The organism is Bacillus sp. FSL R7-0646, assembly GCF_037969865.1.
Lineage (GTDB): Bacteria > Bacillota > Bacilli > Bacillales > Bacillaceae > Bacillus > Bacillus licheniformis.
In genome coordinates this window covers 319,041-337,447 of record NZ_CP150217.1, presented here as the reverse complement: position 1 = coordinate 337,447, position 18,407 = coordinate 319,041, and the positions used below count along the sequence as shown (strand labels likewise).

18 protein-coding genes and 1 pseudogene are annotated in these 18,407 nt (G+C 46.3%); 6 read left to right on the top strand and 13 right to left on the bottom strand.

Annotated features, from left to right (window positions below):
• Position 1: 1 nt before the first annotated feature.
• The 7 genes from MKY62_RS01820 to MKY62_RS01790 all read right to left on the bottom strand — a co-directional run bounded on the left by MKY62_RS01820 (position 2) and on the right by MKY62_RS01790 (position 5,958).
• On the bottom strand, positions 2 to 1,606 hold the full coding sequence (locus tag MKY62_RS01820; protein WP_009330251.1) for a YceG family protein: 1,605 nt from the start codon (positions 1,604 to 1,606) through the stop codon (positions 2 to 4).
• Positions 1,607 to 1,611: 5 nt separating this feature from the next.
• A complete protein-coding gene (locus MKY62_RS01815) occupies positions 1,612 to 1,833 on the bottom strand; it encodes a helix-turn-helix domain-containing protein (protein WP_003178729.1) in 222 nt (73 codons plus the stop codon).
• Positions 1,834 to 1,977: 144 nt separating this feature from the next.
• A complete protein-coding gene (locus MKY62_RS01810) occupies positions 1,978 to 3,159 on the bottom strand; it encodes an HpcH/HpaI aldolase/citrate lyase family protein (protein ID WP_003178727.1) in 1,182 nt (393 codons plus the stop codon).
• A 93-nt stretch (positions 3,160 to 3,252) separates the two neighbouring features.
• A complete protein-coding gene (locus MKY62_RS01805; RefSeq protein WP_011197525.1) occupies positions 3,253 to 4,026 on the bottom strand; it encodes a TerC family protein in 774 nt (257 codons plus the stop codon).
• Between the two features lie 65 nt (positions 4,027 to 4,091).
• Positions 4,092 to 4,670 (bottom strand): TerD family protein, encoded by a 579-nt coding sequence (locus tag MKY62_RS01800; protein WP_003178725.1) that lies wholly within the window; start codon positions 4,668 to 4,670, stop codon positions 4,092 to 4,094.
• A gap of 75 nt (positions 4,671 to 4,745) precedes the next feature.
• A complete protein-coding gene (locus MKY62_RS01795) occupies positions 4,746 to 5,327 on the bottom strand; it encodes a TerD family protein (RefSeq protein WP_003178723.1) in 582 nt (193 codons plus the stop codon).
• A 28-nt stretch (positions 5,328 to 5,355) separates the two neighbouring features.
• Positions 5,356 to 5,958 carry a TerD family protein gene (locus MKY62_RS01790; RefSeq protein ID WP_003178721.1) on the bottom strand — a complete coding sequence of 201 codons (603 nt, stop codon included), beginning with the start codon at positions 5,956 to 5,958 and terminating at the stop codon, positions 5,356 to 5,358.
• A 316-nt stretch (positions 5,959 to 6,274) separates the two neighbouring features.
• Here MKY62_RS01790 and MKY62_RS01785 point away from each other — a divergent pair, with 316 nt between their 5' ends.
• Complete coding sequence (locus MKY62_RS01785; protein WP_003178719.1) at positions 6,275 to 6,838, top strand: PadR family transcriptional regulator; 564 nt, start codon at positions 6,275 to 6,277, stop codon at positions 6,836 to 6,838.
• Positions 6,831 to 7,313: a DUF4188 domain-containing protein gene (locus tag MKY62_RS01780; protein WP_003178718.1), complete on the top strand. Its 483-nt coding sequence runs from the start codon at positions 6,831 to 6,833 to the stop codon at positions 7,311 to 7,313. Before MKY62_RS01785 ends, MKY62_RS01780 begins: the two co-directional genes overlap by 8 nt.
• Positions 7,314 to 7,344: 31 nt before the next feature.
• On the opposite strand, the gene MKY62_RS01775 is transcribed toward MKY62_RS01780, so the two are convergent.
• Together MKY62_RS01775 and MKY62_RS01770 are read right to left on the bottom strand one after the other, a co-directional pair.
• A complete protein-coding gene (locus MKY62_RS01775) occupies positions 7,345 to 9,240 on the bottom strand; it encodes a DUF2207 domain-containing protein (RefSeq protein WP_009330254.1) in 1,896 nt (631 codons plus the stop codon).
• A 102-nt stretch (positions 9,241 to 9,342) separates the two neighbouring features.
• A complete protein-coding gene (locus tag MKY62_RS01770; RefSeq protein ID WP_003178714.1) occupies positions 9,343 to 9,930 on the bottom strand; it encodes a TetR/AcrR family transcriptional regulator in 588 nt (195 codons plus the stop codon).
• Between the two features lie 149 nt (positions 9,931 to 10,079).
• Here MKY62_RS01770 and MKY62_RS01765 point away from each other — a divergent pair.
• Both MKY62_RS01765 and MKY62_RS01760 read left to right on the top strand, forming a co-directional pair.
• Positions 10,080 to 10,968, top strand: a pseudogene (locus tag MKY62_RS01765) (ABC transporter ATP-binding protein).
• Positions 10,965 to 11,777 (top strand): ABC transporter permease subunit, encoded by an 813-nt coding sequence (locus MKY62_RS01760; RefSeq protein ID WP_016886068.1) that lies wholly within the window; start codon positions 10,965 to 10,967, stop codon positions 11,775 to 11,777. The pseudogene MKY62_RS01765 and the gene MKY62_RS01760 overlap by 4 nt, the downstream one beginning before the upstream one ends.
• 51 nt (positions 11,778 to 11,828) lie before the next feature.
• Here the strand turns inward: MKY62_RS01760 and MKY62_RS01755 are convergent, their stop codons facing one another.
• Positions 11,829 to 13,187, bottom strand: a complete 1,359-nt coding sequence (locus MKY62_RS01755; protein ID WP_003178705.1) for a C40 family peptidase — start codon at positions 13,185 to 13,187, stop codon at positions 11,829 to 11,831.
• A 308-nt stretch (positions 13,188 to 13,495) separates the two neighbouring features.
• Here MKY62_RS01755 and MKY62_RS01750 point away from each other — a divergent pair, with 308 nt between their 5' ends.
• Positions 13,496 to 14,488, top strand: coding sequence for an LLM class flavin-dependent oxidoreductase (locus tag MKY62_RS01750; protein WP_003178703.1), 993 nt, complete (start codon positions 13,496 to 13,498; stop codon positions 14,486 to 14,488).
• Positions 14,489 to 14,534: 46 nt separating this feature from the next.
• Here MKY62_RS01750 and MKY62_RS01745 read toward each other — a convergent pair whose 3' ends face one another.
• Positions 14,535 to 14,963, bottom strand: coding sequence for a cell wall hydrolase (locus tag MKY62_RS01745; protein ID WP_003178702.1), 429 nt, complete (start codon positions 14,961 to 14,963; stop codon positions 14,535 to 14,537).
• A 55-nt stretch (positions 14,964 to 15,018) separates the two neighbouring features.
• Between MKY62_RS01745 and MKY62_RS01740 the strand changes: the two genes are divergently transcribed.
• The gene (locus tag MKY62_RS01740; RefSeq protein ID WP_009330257.1) at positions 15,019 to 15,972 is read left to right on the top strand and encodes a sulfurtransferase; all 954 of its coding nucleotides are present in this window, start codon (positions 15,019 to 15,021) and stop codon (positions 15,970 to 15,972) included.
• Between the two features lie 53 nt (positions 15,973 to 16,025).
• Here the strand turns inward: MKY62_RS01740 and MKY62_RS01735 are convergent, their stop codons facing one another.
• Positions 16,026 to 17,423: a YcdB/YcdC domain-containing protein gene (locus MKY62_RS01735; protein WP_003178696.1), complete on the bottom strand. Its 1,398-nt coding sequence runs from the start codon at positions 17,421 to 17,423 to the stop codon at positions 16,026 to 16,028.
• Between the two features lie 99 nt (positions 17,424 to 17,522).
• Positions 17,523 to 18,341 carry a DUF1835 domain-containing protein gene (locus tag MKY62_RS01730; RefSeq protein ID WP_011197523.1) on the bottom strand — a complete coding sequence of 273 codons (819 nt, stop codon included), beginning with the start codon at positions 18,339 to 18,341 and terminating at the stop codon, positions 17,523 to 17,525.
• Between the last annotated feature and the right edge of the window lie 66 nt (positions 18,342 to 18,407).

Below are 18,407 nucleotides of genomic sequence, written 5' to 3'. Positions count from 1 at the left end.
CTTAAAAGATTTTATTGATGAACTTCCGGACGATTGACGGCTCTTTAAACTCCTGGTTGAAGGACATTTCATCAAGCCAATGGGTATCAAAGTGCTGCCTGTCGATATAGTGGTCAATACACTTATGGCCCGGCGGATTATAGATGATAATGTCAATGCCGATTTCATTTAACAAAAGCAAGGCGGCCGCGTCCGACCGGGTGAGTGTCCCCGTCTGTTCCGTGTGATACAAGATCAGCTTCGGCACGGTCTGTGAATAGTCAAATGTCTGAATCATATTCAATAGCGCTGCCGGAAGCTGTACCGCTTGGGTAAACAAATACAGCTGTACATCGGCTGTCTTTTCATTGTTCAAAGCCAGCATCTTCGGGCTTTTGCACATCCTGGAAACCGCTTGGGCAATGCCTCGCTGTACTCCCTCAGGCAGATGCTTGTAGCGCCATATATTGCTCTCCATTAAACGGCCTGGATCGATCATCCCCGTTTGATCAAGCGCATCGCTGTAATGGAATTGATAATTCGACGTCTCTTCCTTTGTAAACGGGAAGCGCCGGATCGTATGCGACTCCTTATACTCCGTCAGTGTCTGCAGACGGTCCCAGTACTCTTTTTCATTGCTGGAGACGCCCATGACCATCGCGAATAAATTCGGAATGTTAACCGTTGATTTAGACGCCTGAAAATTAGGTCTGATAAAGGCTCGTTCCTTCGCAATTAAAAACAGTTCATCATATGTTGTCTTCAAAGTCACAGAGGCCGGAGTATGCTCCCTGAACTGCCAAGGTTTGTACATTAGCGAATCCTCATTGTGCAGGACAGTATCCAGCTCCTTCGCGGAACGGTACGCCACCGTTGCTTTGCGCTGGGGCTTTTCAGTCGGGAACGGCTCTAATGCAGACGTGTCCGGGTATGTGAAGACAAAAGAAAGCTTTTGCTCGGGATCAAGCTGGCGAAATTCGTCTTTTCCCTCCGGATGAAACAGCAGCACATCGCATCCGACAAGCATCAAATAGTATAAAAAATACCGTTGGCTTTTGGTGGTGTCCCCGTACCAAACCACTTTCGGCATCGCCGTTTCGCAGTCGGCCCCTTTCAGCCACTTCTCCAAATGGTTGCCCATCCATTTGACAAGGTCAAGGAGGACCCGGCGAAAATCCGGATCGTTCAATCCTTTTTCATGAAAGGACTGAAACAGCTGCAGCACTTCGATAAGCGCCTTCCTTAAATGCCGGTGCATAGCGGGATCAGGGTGCTTAGGAATCAGCTGCTCCCCGTCAAGAAAAGCGGCAAACCGATTGACGGAAAGTCCTTTTTCTTTCTGGTTCACCATATGGATCCGCTGTATGGCCTGAAACCTTTCCGGAGAAATGGTCTTATCAAGCGTCTCGCTTAACACATGCACATCACCGGACGCATACAGCTCATGGAGATATATGTAGTAATCCGTTTCATCGTGCGGAGTTCCAAGAATCCGTCCCGCCAGACGGCTTATCGTCAAATGACTGTTTTTTTCATACGGGGTTCTCTCCGGGAGCGGCTTCTTGATGATCTGCTTCCATTCATCATCATTGACCAGGGCGTTTTGAATATTAATCTCTTGATTCATAGCGCTCAGCCGTCTCCCCTTTCTTCTGAGTCAGTGTCGCTCTTACGTCCAAATACGGCACACATGCCCGCTCTTGTCACGGCATAGGTTGTCCCGAACTTTCTGATTGTTCCCGCAGGAAAATCATGCGCTCTCTTTCGGAGCGTAGACGAATCAATCCCCCACTCTTCACATGCCTGCTGGGAACTGAGAATCTCGCTGCTCGTGAGATCGACTATTTTCATCATGGCTGTTCATCCTAAAATTTCATTTGTTTTCTCCTGAGAAATTCACAATGTCTGCCTTTGAGATCATGGTGGTAGTGCGGCTCTTTTACAGTAGAAGCACTGATCTTTTAAACGTTTTGCCCATTTCCAATCACCCGTCCCAGACTAACTCCCGAACGATCCAAGGTTTGAAAACGGTTTGGACGCTCTAAGTATATCCGTATAGCTGCGGTTTTCATGATATACCCCGTAGATTTCAGCCTTTAATAATATTTTTTTGGCCCAGCTAAGGTACGGCTTGATTTCGATCATTTTATTTGAGAAAGAACTTTTTACAACGCCGCGGGTGCCGTCGGCACTTTCGACGATGCTTAAGGCATCCAGATAATCCTCCATTGATATAACATGCAGGCTTTGGACCGCTTTTATTTGTGACGGATGAATCACGCTTTTTCCGTGAATGCCGTTGGCCAGGTCAAGAAGCGTTTCATTGATCAATCCGTCCATATACCGATTGATCACAAGCGAAGATTCCCCCGCCTCAGCCCAATTCGGCGCAAAAGGCGGAACCGTTCGCGAAGCATCTCCAAAGTACTCCCAGACAGGCCCCGAAATCACGAATTGCAAGCCGAAATAATTGACGATATCTTTGATGAAATCAGAGATGACCAAAATGTCGTAAATCGGCGTTTCCGGTTTTCTTCTTAAGCCGTAGAGACCGCACAAATCAGTCGCCCCGATTCTGATATTCAGAATGATATCCTGATAAAAGCCAAGCGTTGATTTTAATTCCTGCAGCGCCTTTGCCCTCGTTTCCATCGCCAGCAGATCAGGTGTCTCAAAGATCGGCATTCCGTATAGCACAATGCCGGATTCTTGCGACAGCTTCGTTAAAGTATCAAGGTAGTGCTCTGCATTCAACATCGAAAACTTCGGAAATACGAATCCGGCAAACAAGTGAAGCGCGCGGCCGAGCTTGTTGCCCAATTCGAGCATCTGCTCAGGTTCCCGCACTCGGATAAACATCAGCGGCAGCACATCGCTGTTGATGTTCTGCAGTTTTTGCGCCTGATAAATCATATCGGCCTGACTGACAAGATTGTTTTCAGCCTGTAGAACCTCACAATCGCCGATCGAATCTTCAAGGCAAAAAACGACCGAGCACAGTTCTGGATACTTGTTATTGATGATGACATCTGCTATATCTTTTCGGTTCCCCGGAACATAGAGCGCAGCTCCAAGCGCATACTCGAGAATGCGCTTCGGAGAGTCCTTTGTAACCGTACCCGGCAGTTTGAAAAAGACATCTTCTTTTTGAGAGGCGGATAAAAAATCAAAGTATTGCACATGGGTCACCTTCTTTGAATAGGAATCATACACCCCTTTGATGTAAAAAAAGGGCGGAGCAGATCTACTCCCCCCTTTATGTTTTGCAGTTTGTTATTCTTCCTTTGAAGCCGCCGTTTGCTCTTTTACAGCTTTTTGCTTGTTCATATAGTGAATGATAAATGTTGCGGCAAAAGCAATAATCAGAATGATAAAGAAGACGCTGTGCGGCATTTCAATATGCCATACACTCGCAGCCATTTTCAGTGCGATGATTCCGATTAAAACAAAGGCCGTTGTTTCAAGTTCAGGCACTTTGTCAATCAGCGTCAAGAAGAATTTCGCAACGGTTCTCATCATCAAGATGCCGAGCATGCCGCCGATCAGAAGCACCCATACCTTTTCAGATACGGCAAATGCCGCCAGGATGCTGTCGACCGAAAATGCAAGGTCCATGAGCTCTACCGAAATGACAGTCGCCCAGAAGACCCCGAAAACGCGTACCATCCAGCTGTCTTTTTTGATGGCGTTTGCTTCATCATCGCCCTCACCGATGAAGAAGTGCTTGATGACGAGCCATGCCAGATATGCGGCTCCGAGCAGTTTGATCCACCAGAATTTAATCAGGATCATACCGAGTCCAATGAATAGAAATCTAAAGAAGTAGGCCCCGATTAAACCGTATGTCAACGCTTTTTTGCGTTGTTTTTCCGGAAGGTGCTTCACCATGACGGCGAGAACGAGGGCGTTATCCGCAGATAAAAGCCCCTCCAGCACGACCAGCGAGCCGATCAGCCCCCAGGAAACAGGGTCCGTTAATACTTCCACCCACATTTCCCAATCGAAAAATGAGGCGTAAATTGACATAATATGATGAAATAAATCCACTTTCGTTACCTCCTAATGATGAAAAAGCAAGACTGAATCACGCAAAGGTGACTCAGCCGGCAAAACTAGACTTGCAGGCCGTAGTTGCGGCAAAGCGATGCCAATCCGCCGGAAAACCCGCTGCCGATGGCATTGAATTTCCAATCTCCTCCGTGACGGTACAATTCGCAAACAACAACCGCTGTCTCAATTGAAAAATCCTCTCCCAAGTCAAAGCGAAGCAGCTCTTCATTTGTTGATTCATCTACGAGCCGGACAAACGCATTTGAGACTTGTCCAAAGTTCTGGCTGCGGCTTTCCGCCTCGTGAATCGTCACCGTGATGCCGATCTTTTCAACATGAGCGGGGATTTTTGAGAAATCGACGATGATTTGCTCGTCATCGCCTTCACCTTCTCCTGTCCGGTTGTCGCCCGTATGAATCACGGCGCCGCTTGGATGCTCGAGGTTGTTGTAAAAAACGAAGTCGTGATCATTGATGCATCGATCGTTCTGATCGACAAGAAAAGCCGACGCGTCCAAGTCAAAATCGGCGCCGCCGGTATATTTGTTTGTATCCCAGCCTAAACCGATCAGCGCTTTCGTCAAACCGGGGTTCGTTTTCGTTAAATCGATCCTTTGTCCTTTAGATAATTGAATCGCCATCGATACTACCTCCTTAAGAAAATGTCAGCCGGACCAACGGACGCCATCCGGCGCCTGCTGTCCGGATCTTCAAAATCAGCCGACCTGCAGGCCGAAATCGGTGGCGATCCTCGCCAGCCCGCCTTGATAGCCTGAGCCGATCGCTGAGAACTTCCATTCCCCTCCGTGGCGGTACAGCTCTCCCGTGATCAGCGCTGTTTCAATCGAGAAATCTTCACCCAGATCATAGCGGATTAACTCTTCGTTCGAGTCTTCATTGATCACGCGAACGTAAGCATTTGACACCTGTCCGAAATTTTGGCGGCGAGCCTCCGCTTCATGAATCGTAATCACAAAAGAAATCTTTTGAATATCGGCCGGCACTGCATTCAAATTGATTTTTACCTGCTCATCGTCTCCTTCGCCTTCCCCTGTCCGATTGTCGCCTGTATGTATGACAGCTCCGCCTGCGCCCTCGGTCTGATTATAGAAAATAAAGTCCTTTTCAGAAGAGCACTTGCCTTCTGCGTTGAGCAGGAACACGCTAGCATCCAGGTCAAAATCAGCACCGCCGTCATATTGATTGACATCCCAGCCAAGGCCGACGACAACTTTCGACAATCCGGGATTTGTTTTTGTTAAATCGATTTTTTGTCCTTTTGCTAATGAAATTGCCATGTTGATCTCCCCATTTCTTATATGAATGTCAGGCGTAGCGTTTAACGATTTCCGTAATGCTCGTATCGTTTGTGCCTTCTCCGACAGCGGTGAATTTCCACTCGGCGCCGTCACGGTAAATTTCGCCCGCAATCAGGCTTGTCCGCCCAGAATAATCGTCCCGCAGATTGTACTTGACCATCTCACTGCGATCATTCATGTTGACGATGCGTATAAAGGCATTTTCGATCATTCCGAAATGCTGGCTTCGTTTCACGCAATCGTATATATTCACGACAAAGACAAGCTTATGAATATGCGAAGGAACTTTTTGCAAATCTACAATGATTTGTTCATCATCTCCGCTGCCTTCGCCTGTCAGATTATCTCCGGTATGTTCGATGCTGCCGCATCTGCTCCTCAAGTTTCCGAAATAAATGACGTTCTTGTTCTCTGTGACTCTTCCGTTTTCCAGCATCAGCACGGATGCGTCACAATCAATATTCGGGGTTCCTCCCCCAAACAGCTTTCCAAAAAAACCGCCGCTTCCGGACGCTACCGGATCCCAGCCGAGACCGACTAAAATCTTCGAAAGCCCCGCTTTTCCTTTTGTTAAATCAATCCGCTGACCTTTCTCTAAAGAAATAGCCAAACTGTTCACTCCTCCGTTGAATCATAACCTTAAAGATCACAGTGCTGGATGAGAATAAGAGTTTGAAAGATCCAATTATCACGCCAGCGTGATTCATATCTTTACAAATACAAGACCAATGAATCATTATTTAACCTGCTTAACTATATATACGGAAAGATTCAGAGAAAAGTTTCGCGGTTTTTCGATATTTTTTTATCACATTTTCATCCCGGTCAAATTATCGACAACAATAGTAGCGATTGCACGAAGTCAGCGCCTTTGATATGATGTATCTAAAAGATATATATCAAATAGATATAGAAAGGCGGTTTGTATGACAAAAAGAAATCACACGACTTACGCGCTGCTTGGATTGATTACGGCCGGCTACCGAACGGGTTACGAAATGAAACGAATGATCGACCAAAGTTTGAATCATTTTTGGAAAATCAGCTACGGGCAAATTTATCCCGCACTGCGTCAATTAACGGAAGCAGGCTGGGCCGCGGCTTCTCCGGCGCTCTCGGACAAAAAGCAGGACAGAAAAGAGTACATGATTACCGCTGAAGGTCAAAAAGCGCTGCAGAGCTGGCTTGAAGAACCGATCAATGACATCGCTTCAGAAAAAAACGAGTTTTTGCTGAAGCTGTTTTTCAGCAAGGAAGAATCGCGGGAGAAAACCGCTTTGAAAGTGAAGGAGTACCAACAAAAGCTTGAAGAACGGCTTGAAGCATATAAAGCAATCGAGCAGTCAATTCTTTCGTGCAGCTCCCATTCAAAGGACAGAGAGTACTGGCTTTTCACGTTGGATTATGGAAAACGCACCACCTCGGCCGGAATTGAATGGTGTGAGGCCACAATCAATCGGCTGAATGGAAAGGAAGGGACCAATGGGTAAAACGATCATCAACAAGCCTTTTACGGCCGCCCCTGAAGATGAAGTCGTTGTATTTGTGATCGGGATGAGAGTAAACAAGTGGCATGCTGTTCATAAATGGTGGCCGGTTTTTACCGCCATGCCCCCTATGATAAAGGAGCTTTATCAAAACAAAAACCTCGGCTTTTTAGCAATGGAATCATTCATCAATTTCAGGACGATTTGTCTTATTCAATATTGGCGTTCTTTCGAAGATTTGACAGCATATGCAAAGGGTGATAAACATATGGCGGCTTGGCGCCGTTTTTATCAGAAAACAGCCGCATCAGGCGCTGTCGGCATCTATCATGAAACGTATTCGGTTCCAAAAGGGCGCTATGAGGCTTTTTACCATAACATGCCGGTGTTCGGCTTGGCAAAAGCGTACGGACATCAACCTGTCACCCGCGGAACCAAAACTGCTGAACAGCGAATGCGGGGAACTGAAATAATCTGAAGGGGCTGTCGTTGCGACAGCCCCTTTCAACTTAAAAAGCTCCTGCCCCGTCGCCTCCGCCCGCTCCGGAACCGCCTGCATCATATGCACCGGCGTGCTGCTGCGAATCCGGCAGCTGCCAGCTGTAAAACGGATAATGCAAACAGCCGGCTGCAGCCATACCCAGTACAGGGGAAGCGTAATCAAGCCTGTTTGCTGATTGATTGAGCCACACGGCAGATTCATCCTCCACTTCAAGCACAATTGCAAAGATCATCGTTTTTTCGTTTTGTGACAGGCTTCTCCCTGAGAACAAATCTTCTTTTCTCAGATGGTTCCTCCAGGAAAGAATCGATCTTCGGCAGATGGAGGCATACCTGCTTTCTTTCACGGCCGGAATGAAGGCAATTAATAAAATAGACAGCCCGACGCATATGCCGTAATACAAAATGGTATGAACGCTGTCGGTAAAAACAGACGCCAAAAACAATCCGGCCAAAAACAGAATCGTATACAGCTTTGACTTCGCAAGAACAATGCCTGCCGACAGTGCAAAACCAAATATGACGCAAGCCGCCATGAATCCGGCCTGATGTACCACATCTGCATACAGAATAAAGAGCAGGAGCCCGGTATGGACTGAAAGCAGTGAAAGCGACAGCATTCTCAGCCAGCGGTTTTCTTGAAACAGTTCCCTGAATTCAGGCGCTTGTCTGACGCTTTCCGTCCATTTTTGAACCACGTTTTGAAGAATGATCCTCTTTCGTTCATATTTTCCCAGCTGCTCCTTGTGCTTGCATTCCTCCTCAGTCGGCCCGCTGAGGGAATCCAGCCTGAACATATAGGTATCGCTGCCCGTCTGCTCAAAAAGTTTTTCGATTAAGAGCTGATCAGGCTTTGGCAAATCTGCCTTGCTTCCGGAGAATTCAAATTCATATGTGTCATCAGGCGCCTTAGGATCGTCGAGAAACCTCTCTTCAGCCTGCACCTTCTGCATAGTGACCAATCCCCGCTGATAAAGCGAAAGCAGGCCGGCCAGGAGATCGCGGTCTGTGAAACGGCCTTTTTTGTAAAGAAATGCGACAAGCACGGGATCAAAGGACTCGAGTTCTTCAAACGAAAGCATGGCGCGGCGTCTCTTCTTCAAAAACGAAAGCATGACAGCCATGATGACCATGAACCCCACAATCCCCGAAAAAATCAAAATCATCCTTTCAGCGCCGGCAATTCGTTCATCCCGCTCAGCGTAGCGTTTCGCCTCGTCTCTCTCCTCCTTCAGCAGCTCATCCTTTGTCTGGTAAGAAGGGTGCCGGACCGCCTCCTTCAAGGCGCTTTGCGGAAAATATATCCTCAGCTCGGAGCCCGTGCCTGCGCGATAGAGTCCTGTCTCATAGGTGACCGATGAATCGTTCACCTTCGTAATCTTTCCGTTTCCTTTTTCACGCAAAAACGCATGAATATCCCGTGCCTTTACCGAATCAGGCAGGCGCACTTCAATCTTTACGCGGCCGAAATCGGTATTTGCCTTTTGGTAAAATGAATGGATCAAAATCGACGTATCTTCAAACTTTTGTGCGGCATCTTCGATCACATAGCGAAACATCACATTTTTCGTTTCATCCTTTGATGCCGAATAAGCAAAATAAGTCCCGTCTTCCTTCTTTGTCTTTAACGGGATGGCTTGACCGCCTTTTCTCCGGTGGTCGGGAAGGAGATAGGCTTTAAAATTCTTCAGGCGGCTCGCGGTTTCTTCGCTGAACGATCTTGTCGCCCCTTCAAAAGAACCTTTAAAATCGTATCTGTAAACTTCCTCTACACTTAAATCGCCGTTTTCTTTTACTGTTGCGCGTATATCAGCCCGCTCGATCGAAAAGGATTTGCCTGCTTCAGAAAAACCAGTGACGAGAAAAAAGGCAATGAACATAAAAAAGAAAAAGGAGTGCTTCATCGTTTAGTAAATCCTTTCGTTTTTTGTATCTGCCTTATATACGGAAAAGCAAGGAAATTGTTTCAAGCGTTCACAGAAATGACAGAGATGTCAAATTTATCACTACGGTCTGCCGCACAAGCCATAGAAGAAAATGTGCAGCATTTCCTCTGTAAACTTCCTGTTTTTTTCAAAGGCTTTACCCAATGTTTTTGAATGTTCAATGATCATATTCATAAAGATGAGAAAGCTTTCCGCGGTGATTTTGGAAGAGATTTCGCCTGTCCGATGACCTTCTTCAATCATTTGGAGCATAAGGGGAATGATTTTTTCATCGTATTGCTGCTTCACATAATCCATAATTTCACTGTCTTCGATCATCACCTCTTTGATGACCGTTAAAGCGAATTTTTGATTATTGGCTGCCCTTTTTTGCAAAATCATCAATTCAATTTTTTCTTTAACAGAAATATCTTTGTTCATATATTCTTCAAACTCGCTGATGGACTGATCGATATAATCTTTAAAAACCTCTTTCAGGAGCGCTTCTTTGCTTCCAAAGTAATTATAAATCGTCACCTGCGAAACGTTTGCCTCTTTTGCGATATCGGTTATCCGGATGCGCTTTGGCTCCCATGTTTTGAGCATATCCAAAGCCGTCTTTTTGATCTTCTCCTTAATCAGCAAAGCCCTTTTTTCAAATCCGTTCATATAACCATCCTTACTTATCTTTCTTAATGAAATTATAACATAAATATATTTCATTAATTTTCATTGACAAAAAAGTTCATAAGAACTTAAAATAAATTATGTAATTTATAATTATTAAAATTTCATTATTTTCATTACGGAGGTTCCACATGCTTACAGTTGAACGGCTCACGAAGAAGTTTTCCAATGGCAAAGGTATCTTTGATCTTTCTTTTCATGTTCAAAAAGGTGAAGTTTTTGGGTTTTTAGGGCCGAACGGAGCCGGAAAATCGACGACCATCCGACATATCATGGGGTTTATGAAGCCTGATCAAGGCGACATTAAAGTAAACGGAATGGATGTTTTGAAGCAGCAGGGCGATATTCAGCGGCATATCGGCTATCTCCCCGGAGAGATTGCATTTATCGAAGGAATGACGGGAAAACAATTTCTCGATTTCATGGCAGACATGCACGGCTTAAAAGATACAGCCAAGCGCAATGATCTTATTGAACGGCTCCAGTTCGATGTTCATACTCCGATCAGAAAAATGTCAAAAGGAATGAAGCAAAAGGTCGGGATTGTCGCCGCCTTTATGCACAGCCCCGAAGTGATTATTCTTGATGAACCGACATCAGGCCTCGATCCGCTGATGCAAAAAGTATTTATTGAAATCGTCCTCGAAGAAAAAGCGAAAGGAACGACGTTTTTAATGTCTTCCCACAGCTTTCCGGAAATCGAAAGAACCTGTGGACAGAGCAGCCATTATAAAAGACGGCATCATCATTGCCGTCAAGGATATTCATGAACTGCAGTCGATGCAGCGAAAAGTATTTGAAGTCACATTTGAAAACACGGGCGACATTCCCGCCTTCATGAATTCAAGTCTGCAAATTGAGTCCCGGACGGACAACCGCGTCAAAGTGGCCGTTTTAGGGAACCATGATCAATTTATTAAAGAAACCGCCAAATATCACATTCGGCACATTGATGCTTCATCACAAAGCTTGGAAGAAATTTTTATGAACTACTATAACAGAAAGGGGACAGCGCAATGAACCTCTCCCTGTATAAACAAATGCTGAGAACAAACATGAAAGGAATCATGAGCTACGGGGTAGGCTCCGCATTTTATATCCTTTTGATACTGGGCATTTATCCAAGCATCGCGGGCAATGCGGAGGATATTGAGAAAATGATCAAATCGATGCCGGAAGGCTTTCTCAATGCTTTTGGGTTTGAAAACGGACTTGGGAATCTTGAAGATTTTATATCTGGAGAATATTACGGATTAATCTTTATCGTGATCTTATCGATCTTCTCTGTCATGCTGTCGACAAAGCTTTTGGCAAAGCGGGTGGATCAAGGGTCAATGGCCTATATTCTGTCTGCGCCGACAACGCGCGGAAAAGTGGCTTTCACCCAAGCAGCCGTCTTAACGACAGGTCTTTTGATCATTATGGCCGTGACGACAGCGGCCGGACTGGCCGGCTACCATTTGATGCTGGGCGGTGATTACGATTTTAATGTGTCAAGGTTCCTCGTTCTGAACCTGCTTGGCTTTCTGCTCTTCTTTGCAGTCGGCGGCATTTCGTTCCTCTTTTCGGCCATTTCAAATGATGAAAAAAGAGCCCTCGGACTTTCCGGAGGCATCACGTTCTTATTCTTCAGCTTCGACTTGCTAGGCAAATTAAGCGAAAAAACAGAATGGCTGAGGAGCCTGTCGGTTTTCTCTTTATTCAGACCGGACGATATTGTGAACGGAAGCACCGACATCGCTCAAGTGTCTCTTGTTCTCGCCGCAGTCGGTTTTGCCGCCTTCGCACTCAGCATTCTCATTTTTAAAAAGCGCGACTTGCCGCTGTAAAATAAAAACGCCGCTCCCGATCGGGAACGGCGTTTGTCTCAGTATAATATTTTATTCAACGACCCGTCTTACAACTCCGTTGAAAGCTTTCTTCCAGTACGGGTTGCTCATAGAATCGACGGATACCCCGCGTGAGCTGTTATCGTTCAGGAATGTGCCATTGCCAAGATAAATGCCCACGTGGCCGTTCGTTTTGTATGTGTCAAAGAAGACCAAGTCTCCGCGCTTCATTTCAGACGCGCTGACAGCTCGTCCCTTGCCGACAAGCGTGCTTGTTGTCGCACCGAATCCAAGCTCTACGCCTGCTGATGCATAAGCCCAGCGTACGAATGATGAGCAGTCGAAGCGGCGGTTGTCGATATCAGCTTGTGAACGTCCGCCTCCCCATTTGTACGGAGATCTGCCGACAATGCTTGAACCTGTGCTGATGGCAGCTTCAATCGCGTTTCCATTGCTGCTTACAACAGAACCGGAAGAGTAGTTTCTTGACGGGCTGCTGCTTTTCTTGCTGCTTGAAGAACCGCTGTTGGACGATCCGTCAGATTTGCTGACTGAACCTGAATTTGAGCTTGATGAAGATCCTGAATCAGACTTTTCAGCCGTCGCAGATTCTTCTTTCGCTTTTGCTGCTGCAGCCGCCGCAGCTCTTTCTTCTTTAAGCTTTTGTTCAAGAGCGGCTTCTTCTTTTGTCAGAGAGCCCGCTTCTTTTTTCAGATCGCTCAGCTCTGATTCTGCTGCCGCTTGCTTCGTTTGCAGCTGCTTAGAAAGGTTTGCCTGTTCTTTCAGCTGTTTATCAAGATCCGATTTAAGCGTTTTTAAATCGGCTAGTGTTTTTTGGATTTCGTCCAGTTTTGTATTTAAATCAGACATTGCTTTTTCAAGCTTGTTTTTATCTTTCTCCTGCTCGTCAAGCAGGTCTTTGTCCGCATCAACAATTGTTGAAACAGCAGTTGCACGAGTGATAAAATCTCCGAAGCTTTGTGCGCCCAGAAGGACATTCAAATAGTTTTGGGATCCGCCGTTTTCCTGCAGGCTGCGCACGCGATTTTTAATCACTTTTGAACGCTCTTCAATCCGTTTTTCGGTTTCTTTGATTTCTTTTTTCAGAGCTTCCACTTCTTTTTTCGTTTTTTTGTTTTCTTTTTCTTTGTCTTCGATTTTGTTGCTTGTTTCAAGTGCTTTTTTATCAAGCTCTTGGATTTTACCTTCAAGCTTTTTCTGCTCGTCTTGCAGCTTGGCGATTTCTTTCCGCTTGCTCTCGATGCCTGAATTCACTTCAGAACGCTTTTGCTGAATTTCTTGTTTTTGCTGAGATGTTTCTGCCGATGCCGTGTTGTTCATAAAGGGGGTAAATAGACTAGCTGTTCCGAGAATCGACGCTAAACCAAAAGTATAAACCTTTTTCTTCACTTTCTACTCCTCTTTCCTTTATGTATTCTTGTTTTTTCATTATGTAAATTCGATTGAACATTATTAAAAAATGAATCTTATGACCTATGATTTATATATCCGTTTCTAATGTACAGACGTTATTATACCATCTATTTTCGACAATAGGCGCCAATTTATATTACATTTATATTTCGTTTTTGTTTCAACGGTGTCATGTTTTGACTAATCATGTTTTGTCTCTCGTATTCTCTTCGATTTGACCCTATCTGCTGTTTTTCATATGCTTGTCTTACTGAACAAGAAAACGAAAGGAAGGCCGGTGACAATTGATGCAGCTCAGCATTCTTGACCAGGTTCCTATATCAAAAGGCTCGGATGCGCATTCAGCTCTAAAGCATTCTGCAGAGCTGGCGGAACTTGCGGATCAATGGGGGTACAAAAGGTATTGGTTTGCCGAGCATCACAGCACACGGGGGCTTGCCAGCACCGCTCCAGAAATCATGATCGCACACATTGCGGCAAAGACGGCGAATATTCGCGTCGGTTCGGGCGGCGTTCTGCTGCCCCAATACAGTCCCTTTAAAGTGGCTGAAAACTTTCGGCAGCTTGAAGCCCTTTATCCCGGGAGAATTGACCTGGGGATCGGCCGCTCTCCGGGAGGCACAACTAAAACGAGGCTGGCGCTGACAGACGGGGTTCATAAAAGCCTGCACGAATTCCCGAGACAGTTACAAGACTTGGTTAGCTTTCTGACTGATTCCGTGCCTTCCGGACATGATTACTTCGGAATTAAAGCCTCCCCTTTGACGGATTCGCCCCCGGAGGTGTGGCTTTTAGGCCTGGGAGAAAACAGCGCAAAATTGGCCGGTAGCATGGGAGCGGGATACGTATTCGGCCATTTCATCTCTCCCGCGAGAGGAAAGAACGCCTTTCAATCATACCGTGAAAGCTTTCGGCCTTCCCCTTTCTTTAAACGCCCCCAATCATTGGCCGCCGTTTTCGTCGTTTGTGCGGAGTCCGATGAAAAAGCCGAGGAGCTCTGCTTGAGCCAAGATTTATGGCTTCTCCGGGTTGAAAAAGGGCTGGACAGCCTTGTCCCAAGCATTGAAGAGGCGAAATCGGCCGCTTACACAGCTGCCGATAAAAAGAAGCTTGCCCAAAACCGCAGCCGTATGGTGATCGGGTCTCCTCAAACAGTCAAAAGAAAACTGCTCGAGCTTTCTGAACGATATCAAACAGATGAGTTTATGATTTTAACTAACGTCTACCGGTTTGAAGATAAGAAGCAGTCTTACGAAAGACTGGCAGAATTATTTTGAACGAAAAACATCCCTTTTCAAAAACCGTTGAAAAGGGATGTTTTTGTTAGAACGTATTATAGACATTCTCACACTCTTCCGCTGTCGGCTCGTAAAAACAATGCGATTTAAAGCGGCCGACATGCGGCTGATTGTACCACTGTGCGGGACACGCCCCCGCCGGTCTGAAATACCACAAACTGAACTTTGCCGGCCAAAGCCGCTCCCCGTTGACCGCCCTGCGTGCCAAACGCCTTTCGCTTTCCCGCGCCCTTTGATAGAAATAACCGTGCGTCACGGCTTCAAAGGCATGCGGCTGATGGATCATTTGCGGAATGGTGCGAAGTCCCACAAAGTCGGAACAGTTTGCCCTGATGCGATTGATTCCGACATTTCCGACCATAAGCATACCTTGCACGCCCTCGCCTTCAGCCTCCGCTCTCAAAAGTCTTGCCAAAAGACTGATATCTTTAGAAGAAGCCTGAACGACTGCCATTTTTAGTCACCCCCATGATGTCGTCACCTTTATCATATTCTGTTTCATTTAGGTGATGACGATTTCGGGATTTATCTTTGACATTGCCCATGAAAGAAAGCTATTCTTCTATTATCAGAACCCGAGAAAAAACAAAGGGGAACGGAGGGATCGTGAATTGTCAGTATTAAAAAGCCCTGAATGGGTATACAAACGATTAATGGAAAAAACGGACCAAACAGTTATTGTCGACGTGAGGTTTCATTTGACAAAACCGGACGAAGGCCGAAAAGCGTATACGAAAGGCCATGTGCCCGGAGCCGTTTTCATTGATTTAAAAGAAGATCTGTCGCGCAACCCGGAAGAGCACGGCGGCAGACACCCGCTTCAAGACCCTGACCTTCTGGCCGCGAAGCTTGGAAAAATCGGCATTGACCGGCAAACAGATGTCGTTGTTTATGATGACAGCGGCGGCATGTTTGCAGCGCGCTTTTGGTGGCAGCTTCACTATCTCGGGCATGACAGCGTCTATATCATGGATGGGGGACTGTCCAACTGGATCAAAGCGGGCTACGAGGTGAACGCCGAGGATCCTCGTCCTAGCGAGCGCGAATTTAAGCCGGCGCTCAGAGAAAACGAACTGCTCGATGCCAAAGAAGTACTGAAGCGAATCGGCAGAGAAGGCTCCATTCTGATCGATGCGCGCGATCCTTCAAGATACACCGGGGAAACCGAGCCTCTCGATCATCGGGCCGGCCATATTCCCGGCGCTAAAAACTTTTTTTGGAAAGGCAATCTAACCGAAGGCGGATTATGGAAAAGCAAAGAACAGCTCAGACAGCATTACGCTGCTTTGGACCCGGGCAGTGAAATCGTCGTCTATTGCGGATCGGGCGTATCAGCCTGCCCGAATGTACTCGGCTTAAAAGAAGCCGGATTTGAAAATGTGAAGCTGTATGCCGGCAGCTGGAGCGATTGGATCAGCTACCCAGACCATCCGATCTCCACTGGAGCCGAGGACGATATTTGATCTTACAAGAGGCGGCGGCCGGGGGCTTTTCCACCCCAGCCAGCCGCCGTTTATTATATGTTTTTGCTCATAAACGCCTTTCCGTCATGGGCATCGATAAAGTAAGGGTATACCGGCCGGTAGACAAGCCTGTAGAAGTCATCCTTTTCCCGACTGTAGTCCCTTTCCCACTGCAGCTTCACATCAAATGCCGCTGCAAAAACGGCTTTCGCTTCCTCCTCTGAAATGGATGGCGAAGGACTCAGATCGATCAGCGTTTCCGGCTCGATTTCCGGGCCGTGATAACCGACGACCCTGCCGGTTGTCCGATTGATGCTGATATTGGCAGAGCCAAGCCTTAACGGCACCCCTTTGTATTGAAGATCAAATTGAAAAAATGCGTTTGACCTGTCCCCGTCATTTTCCGCCGGATGCATTCGAAAAAGCCGATCAGCGTCGGGATAAAGCCTGTACAAAAATTGCAGCGCCCGTTTCAAGCAGTCTTCCCCGCTCAAGACAGGGGGTCCTTCCGATTTGATAAAAGAAGCGATTCCTTTGAGCTTCCCCGAGTTTTTGTCTTTCACGATTTTCAACGTATTTTGGTTCCATGTTTCAAAGTAGCCGGCTATACTCCGATCTCTCGGCTCAGGGTCGTCTCCCAGGCGCCACACTGTTCCAATTGACTCTCCCAAATCGGTTTCGCGGATTTTTCGCATCGAAGGGGTAAAGCCGATCATGTCATCGATATCAGCATGACGGTCAGCCTCAGGCAGCACAGGGAGCGGCAATGTGTCTTCTTCTTCCTCGTCATCAGCCGCAGGCTTCATCTGGCGTTTTTCCGTGATATCGGCGGGATAGCTGAAAAACGGCAAGTCTGCTTCGTAAATAAGATGCGGGAGATCATCTCCCCCTTCATAAAGTTCACTGCGGATTTTTTCAACCGCCAATTCGAATTGAACATGTTCAAGATAATCGGCTGTTACCGATTGCTTATCAGCTATCTGCTTTGGAATGGAGAAAGAGCTCGTCCCGCCGTTATAGCGAAACTCAATCACCTCTCCGTTCTTGGCGACCCGGACATAAAAGCCCGTCTGCGGCAGCGGAAGATCAAGGACAGTCTGAACATACGTAAAACGAACGAATTGTTCTGTTACCTTCTTTTCATGGAAAACAAATTCATAAGGCGCATTCGGGTAATGCTGTTCTGTAAACTGAAGGGCGATTTGCAGCAGCCTTTCATCAGGAAGAGCTTCCTCCACCACCGGTTCATACTCTTTTGTCAAACTGATTAAGCGGCCTTGATGATCTAACTCCACCGATATGTCCCGCTCCGGCTCTTCAATGTCCTGCCAAGCGAAAAAAACCCGCCTCTCTTTTTCGTACTTCTCTCCGTAATCTTCGATCATGAGCTGATAATGTGGGGGAACCTTACTGATGGATTGCGCTTTTTGTTTTAACTGTTCACGAACCAAATCCTGTCTACCTCTCTTTCATTTTCTTCTCCTTATGTATACGAAATATACTATCAATCGTTTCATGAAAATTGAGATAATTGGATTTAACTGGTGAACTTACATGACATTTTTTAACCTGACATTAAAATATCTCATTCCTTTTGTTGTGCCTTTCATCTCAAAAATACCTTTGCGGATCAGCTCTAAAATGCGGTACTCGATAAATTCATCTCCGATGTTCTCCTCCAGATGGCCAATGACTTCGCCGATCAAGCTGAGACAGTTGATAAAGGTGTTGGCTGAACGGTTTTTTTGAAGCTGAGCCAGTTTTTCGATTATGAACGAATCAAAAAAATCCTCCTTCACGCTTTTGATTCTACCGTCTTCCCATACCCGCAACACGCTTGTCTGCTGAGACAGCGCTGTCCATTCCTCTGCAAGGCGCCGTCCTTCAGCGGCTGTCACAGCCGCCTGATCCCCTTGTTCATAAATGAATCTCAGGTTTTCATCATTCAATTCACCAGAACTCCGGGTATGGGGGAAGAACTTCGTCGTATTCAAATGGAAAACAGCCAGGTTCATTTGTCGGAGGATATGGTGTACAAACCTCAGACCAGTCTGTTCGTGTGCATGATCTCCTGTCCATATAAAGACAGAGGCTTGCTCAGGAATGCCGGACAATGCAGAAACCGCCACTTCAAAACGGCTGTATCTCTTTCCAGACTCGTGAAATCGGTCATTCAGATATGTTTTCAACCATTCATAACGATTGACCCTGCCTTCTTTGGCTTCCAGCTTTTGAAGCGGTCCGATGGAAAATAATTCAGGCAGAACGATCAGACTCTTTTCATGGGTTCCTCCCGACTGTTTGAGCATCATGTTTATACTGCCGCCGGCAGACTCGCCGAAGGCAATGTGAACGATATTGTTTTGCATCATAATCTCCTTTTATTGAAAGTTGTAATAGCAACCTGATCAGCGCGATGCACGGTATATATTAAA

Excerpts from the sequence above, each read along its gene's own strand:
- MKY62_RS01820 (WP_009330251.1), bottom strand. The coding sequence starts at position 1,606 with ATGAATCAAGAGATTAATATTCAAAACGCCCTGGTCAATGATGATGAA.
- MKY62_RS01815 (WP_003178729.1), bottom strand. The coding sequence starts at position 1,833 with ATGATGAAAATAGTCGATCTCACGAGCAGCGAGATTCTCAGTTCCCAG.
- MKY62_RS01800 (WP_003178725.1), bottom strand. The coding sequence starts at position 4,670 with ATGGCGATTCAATTATCTAAAGGACAAAGGATCGATTTAACGAAAACG.
- MKY62_RS01795 (WP_003178723.1), bottom strand. The coding sequence starts at position 5,327 with ATGGCAATTTCATTAGCAAAAGGACAAAAAATCGATTTAACAAAAACA.
- MKY62_RS01785 (WP_003178719.1), top strand. The coding sequence starts at position 6,275 with ATGACAAAAAGAAATCACACGACTTACGCGCTGCTTGGATTGATTACG.
- MKY62_RS01780 (WP_003178718.1), top strand. The coding sequence starts at position 6,831 with ATGGGTAAAACGATCATCAACAAGCCTTTTACGGCCGCCCCTGAAGAT.
- MKY62_RS01775 (WP_009330254.1), bottom strand. The coding sequence starts at position 9,240 with ATGAAGCACTCCTTTTTCTTTTTTATGTTCATTGCCTTTTTTCTCGTC.
- MKY62_RS01770 (WP_003178714.1), bottom strand. The coding sequence starts at position 9,930 with ATGAACGGATTTGAAAAAAGGGCTTTGCTGATTAAGGAGAAGATCAAA.
- MKY62_RS01760 (WP_016886068.1), top strand. The coding sequence starts at position 10,965 with ATGAACCTCTCCCTGTATAAACAAATGCTGAGAACAAACATGAAAGGA.
- MKY62_RS01745 (WP_003178702.1), bottom strand. The coding sequence starts at position 14,963 with ATGGCAGTCGTTCAGGCTTCTTCTAAAGATATCAGTCTTTTGGCAAGA.
- MKY62_RS01740 (WP_009330257.1), top strand. The coding sequence starts at position 15,019 with ATGACGATTTCGGGATTTATCTTTGACATTGCCCATGAAAGAAAGCTA.
- MKY62_RS01730 (WP_011197523.1), bottom strand. The coding sequence starts at position 18,341 with ATGCAAAACAATATCGTTCACATTGCCTTCGGCGAGTCTGCCGGCGGC.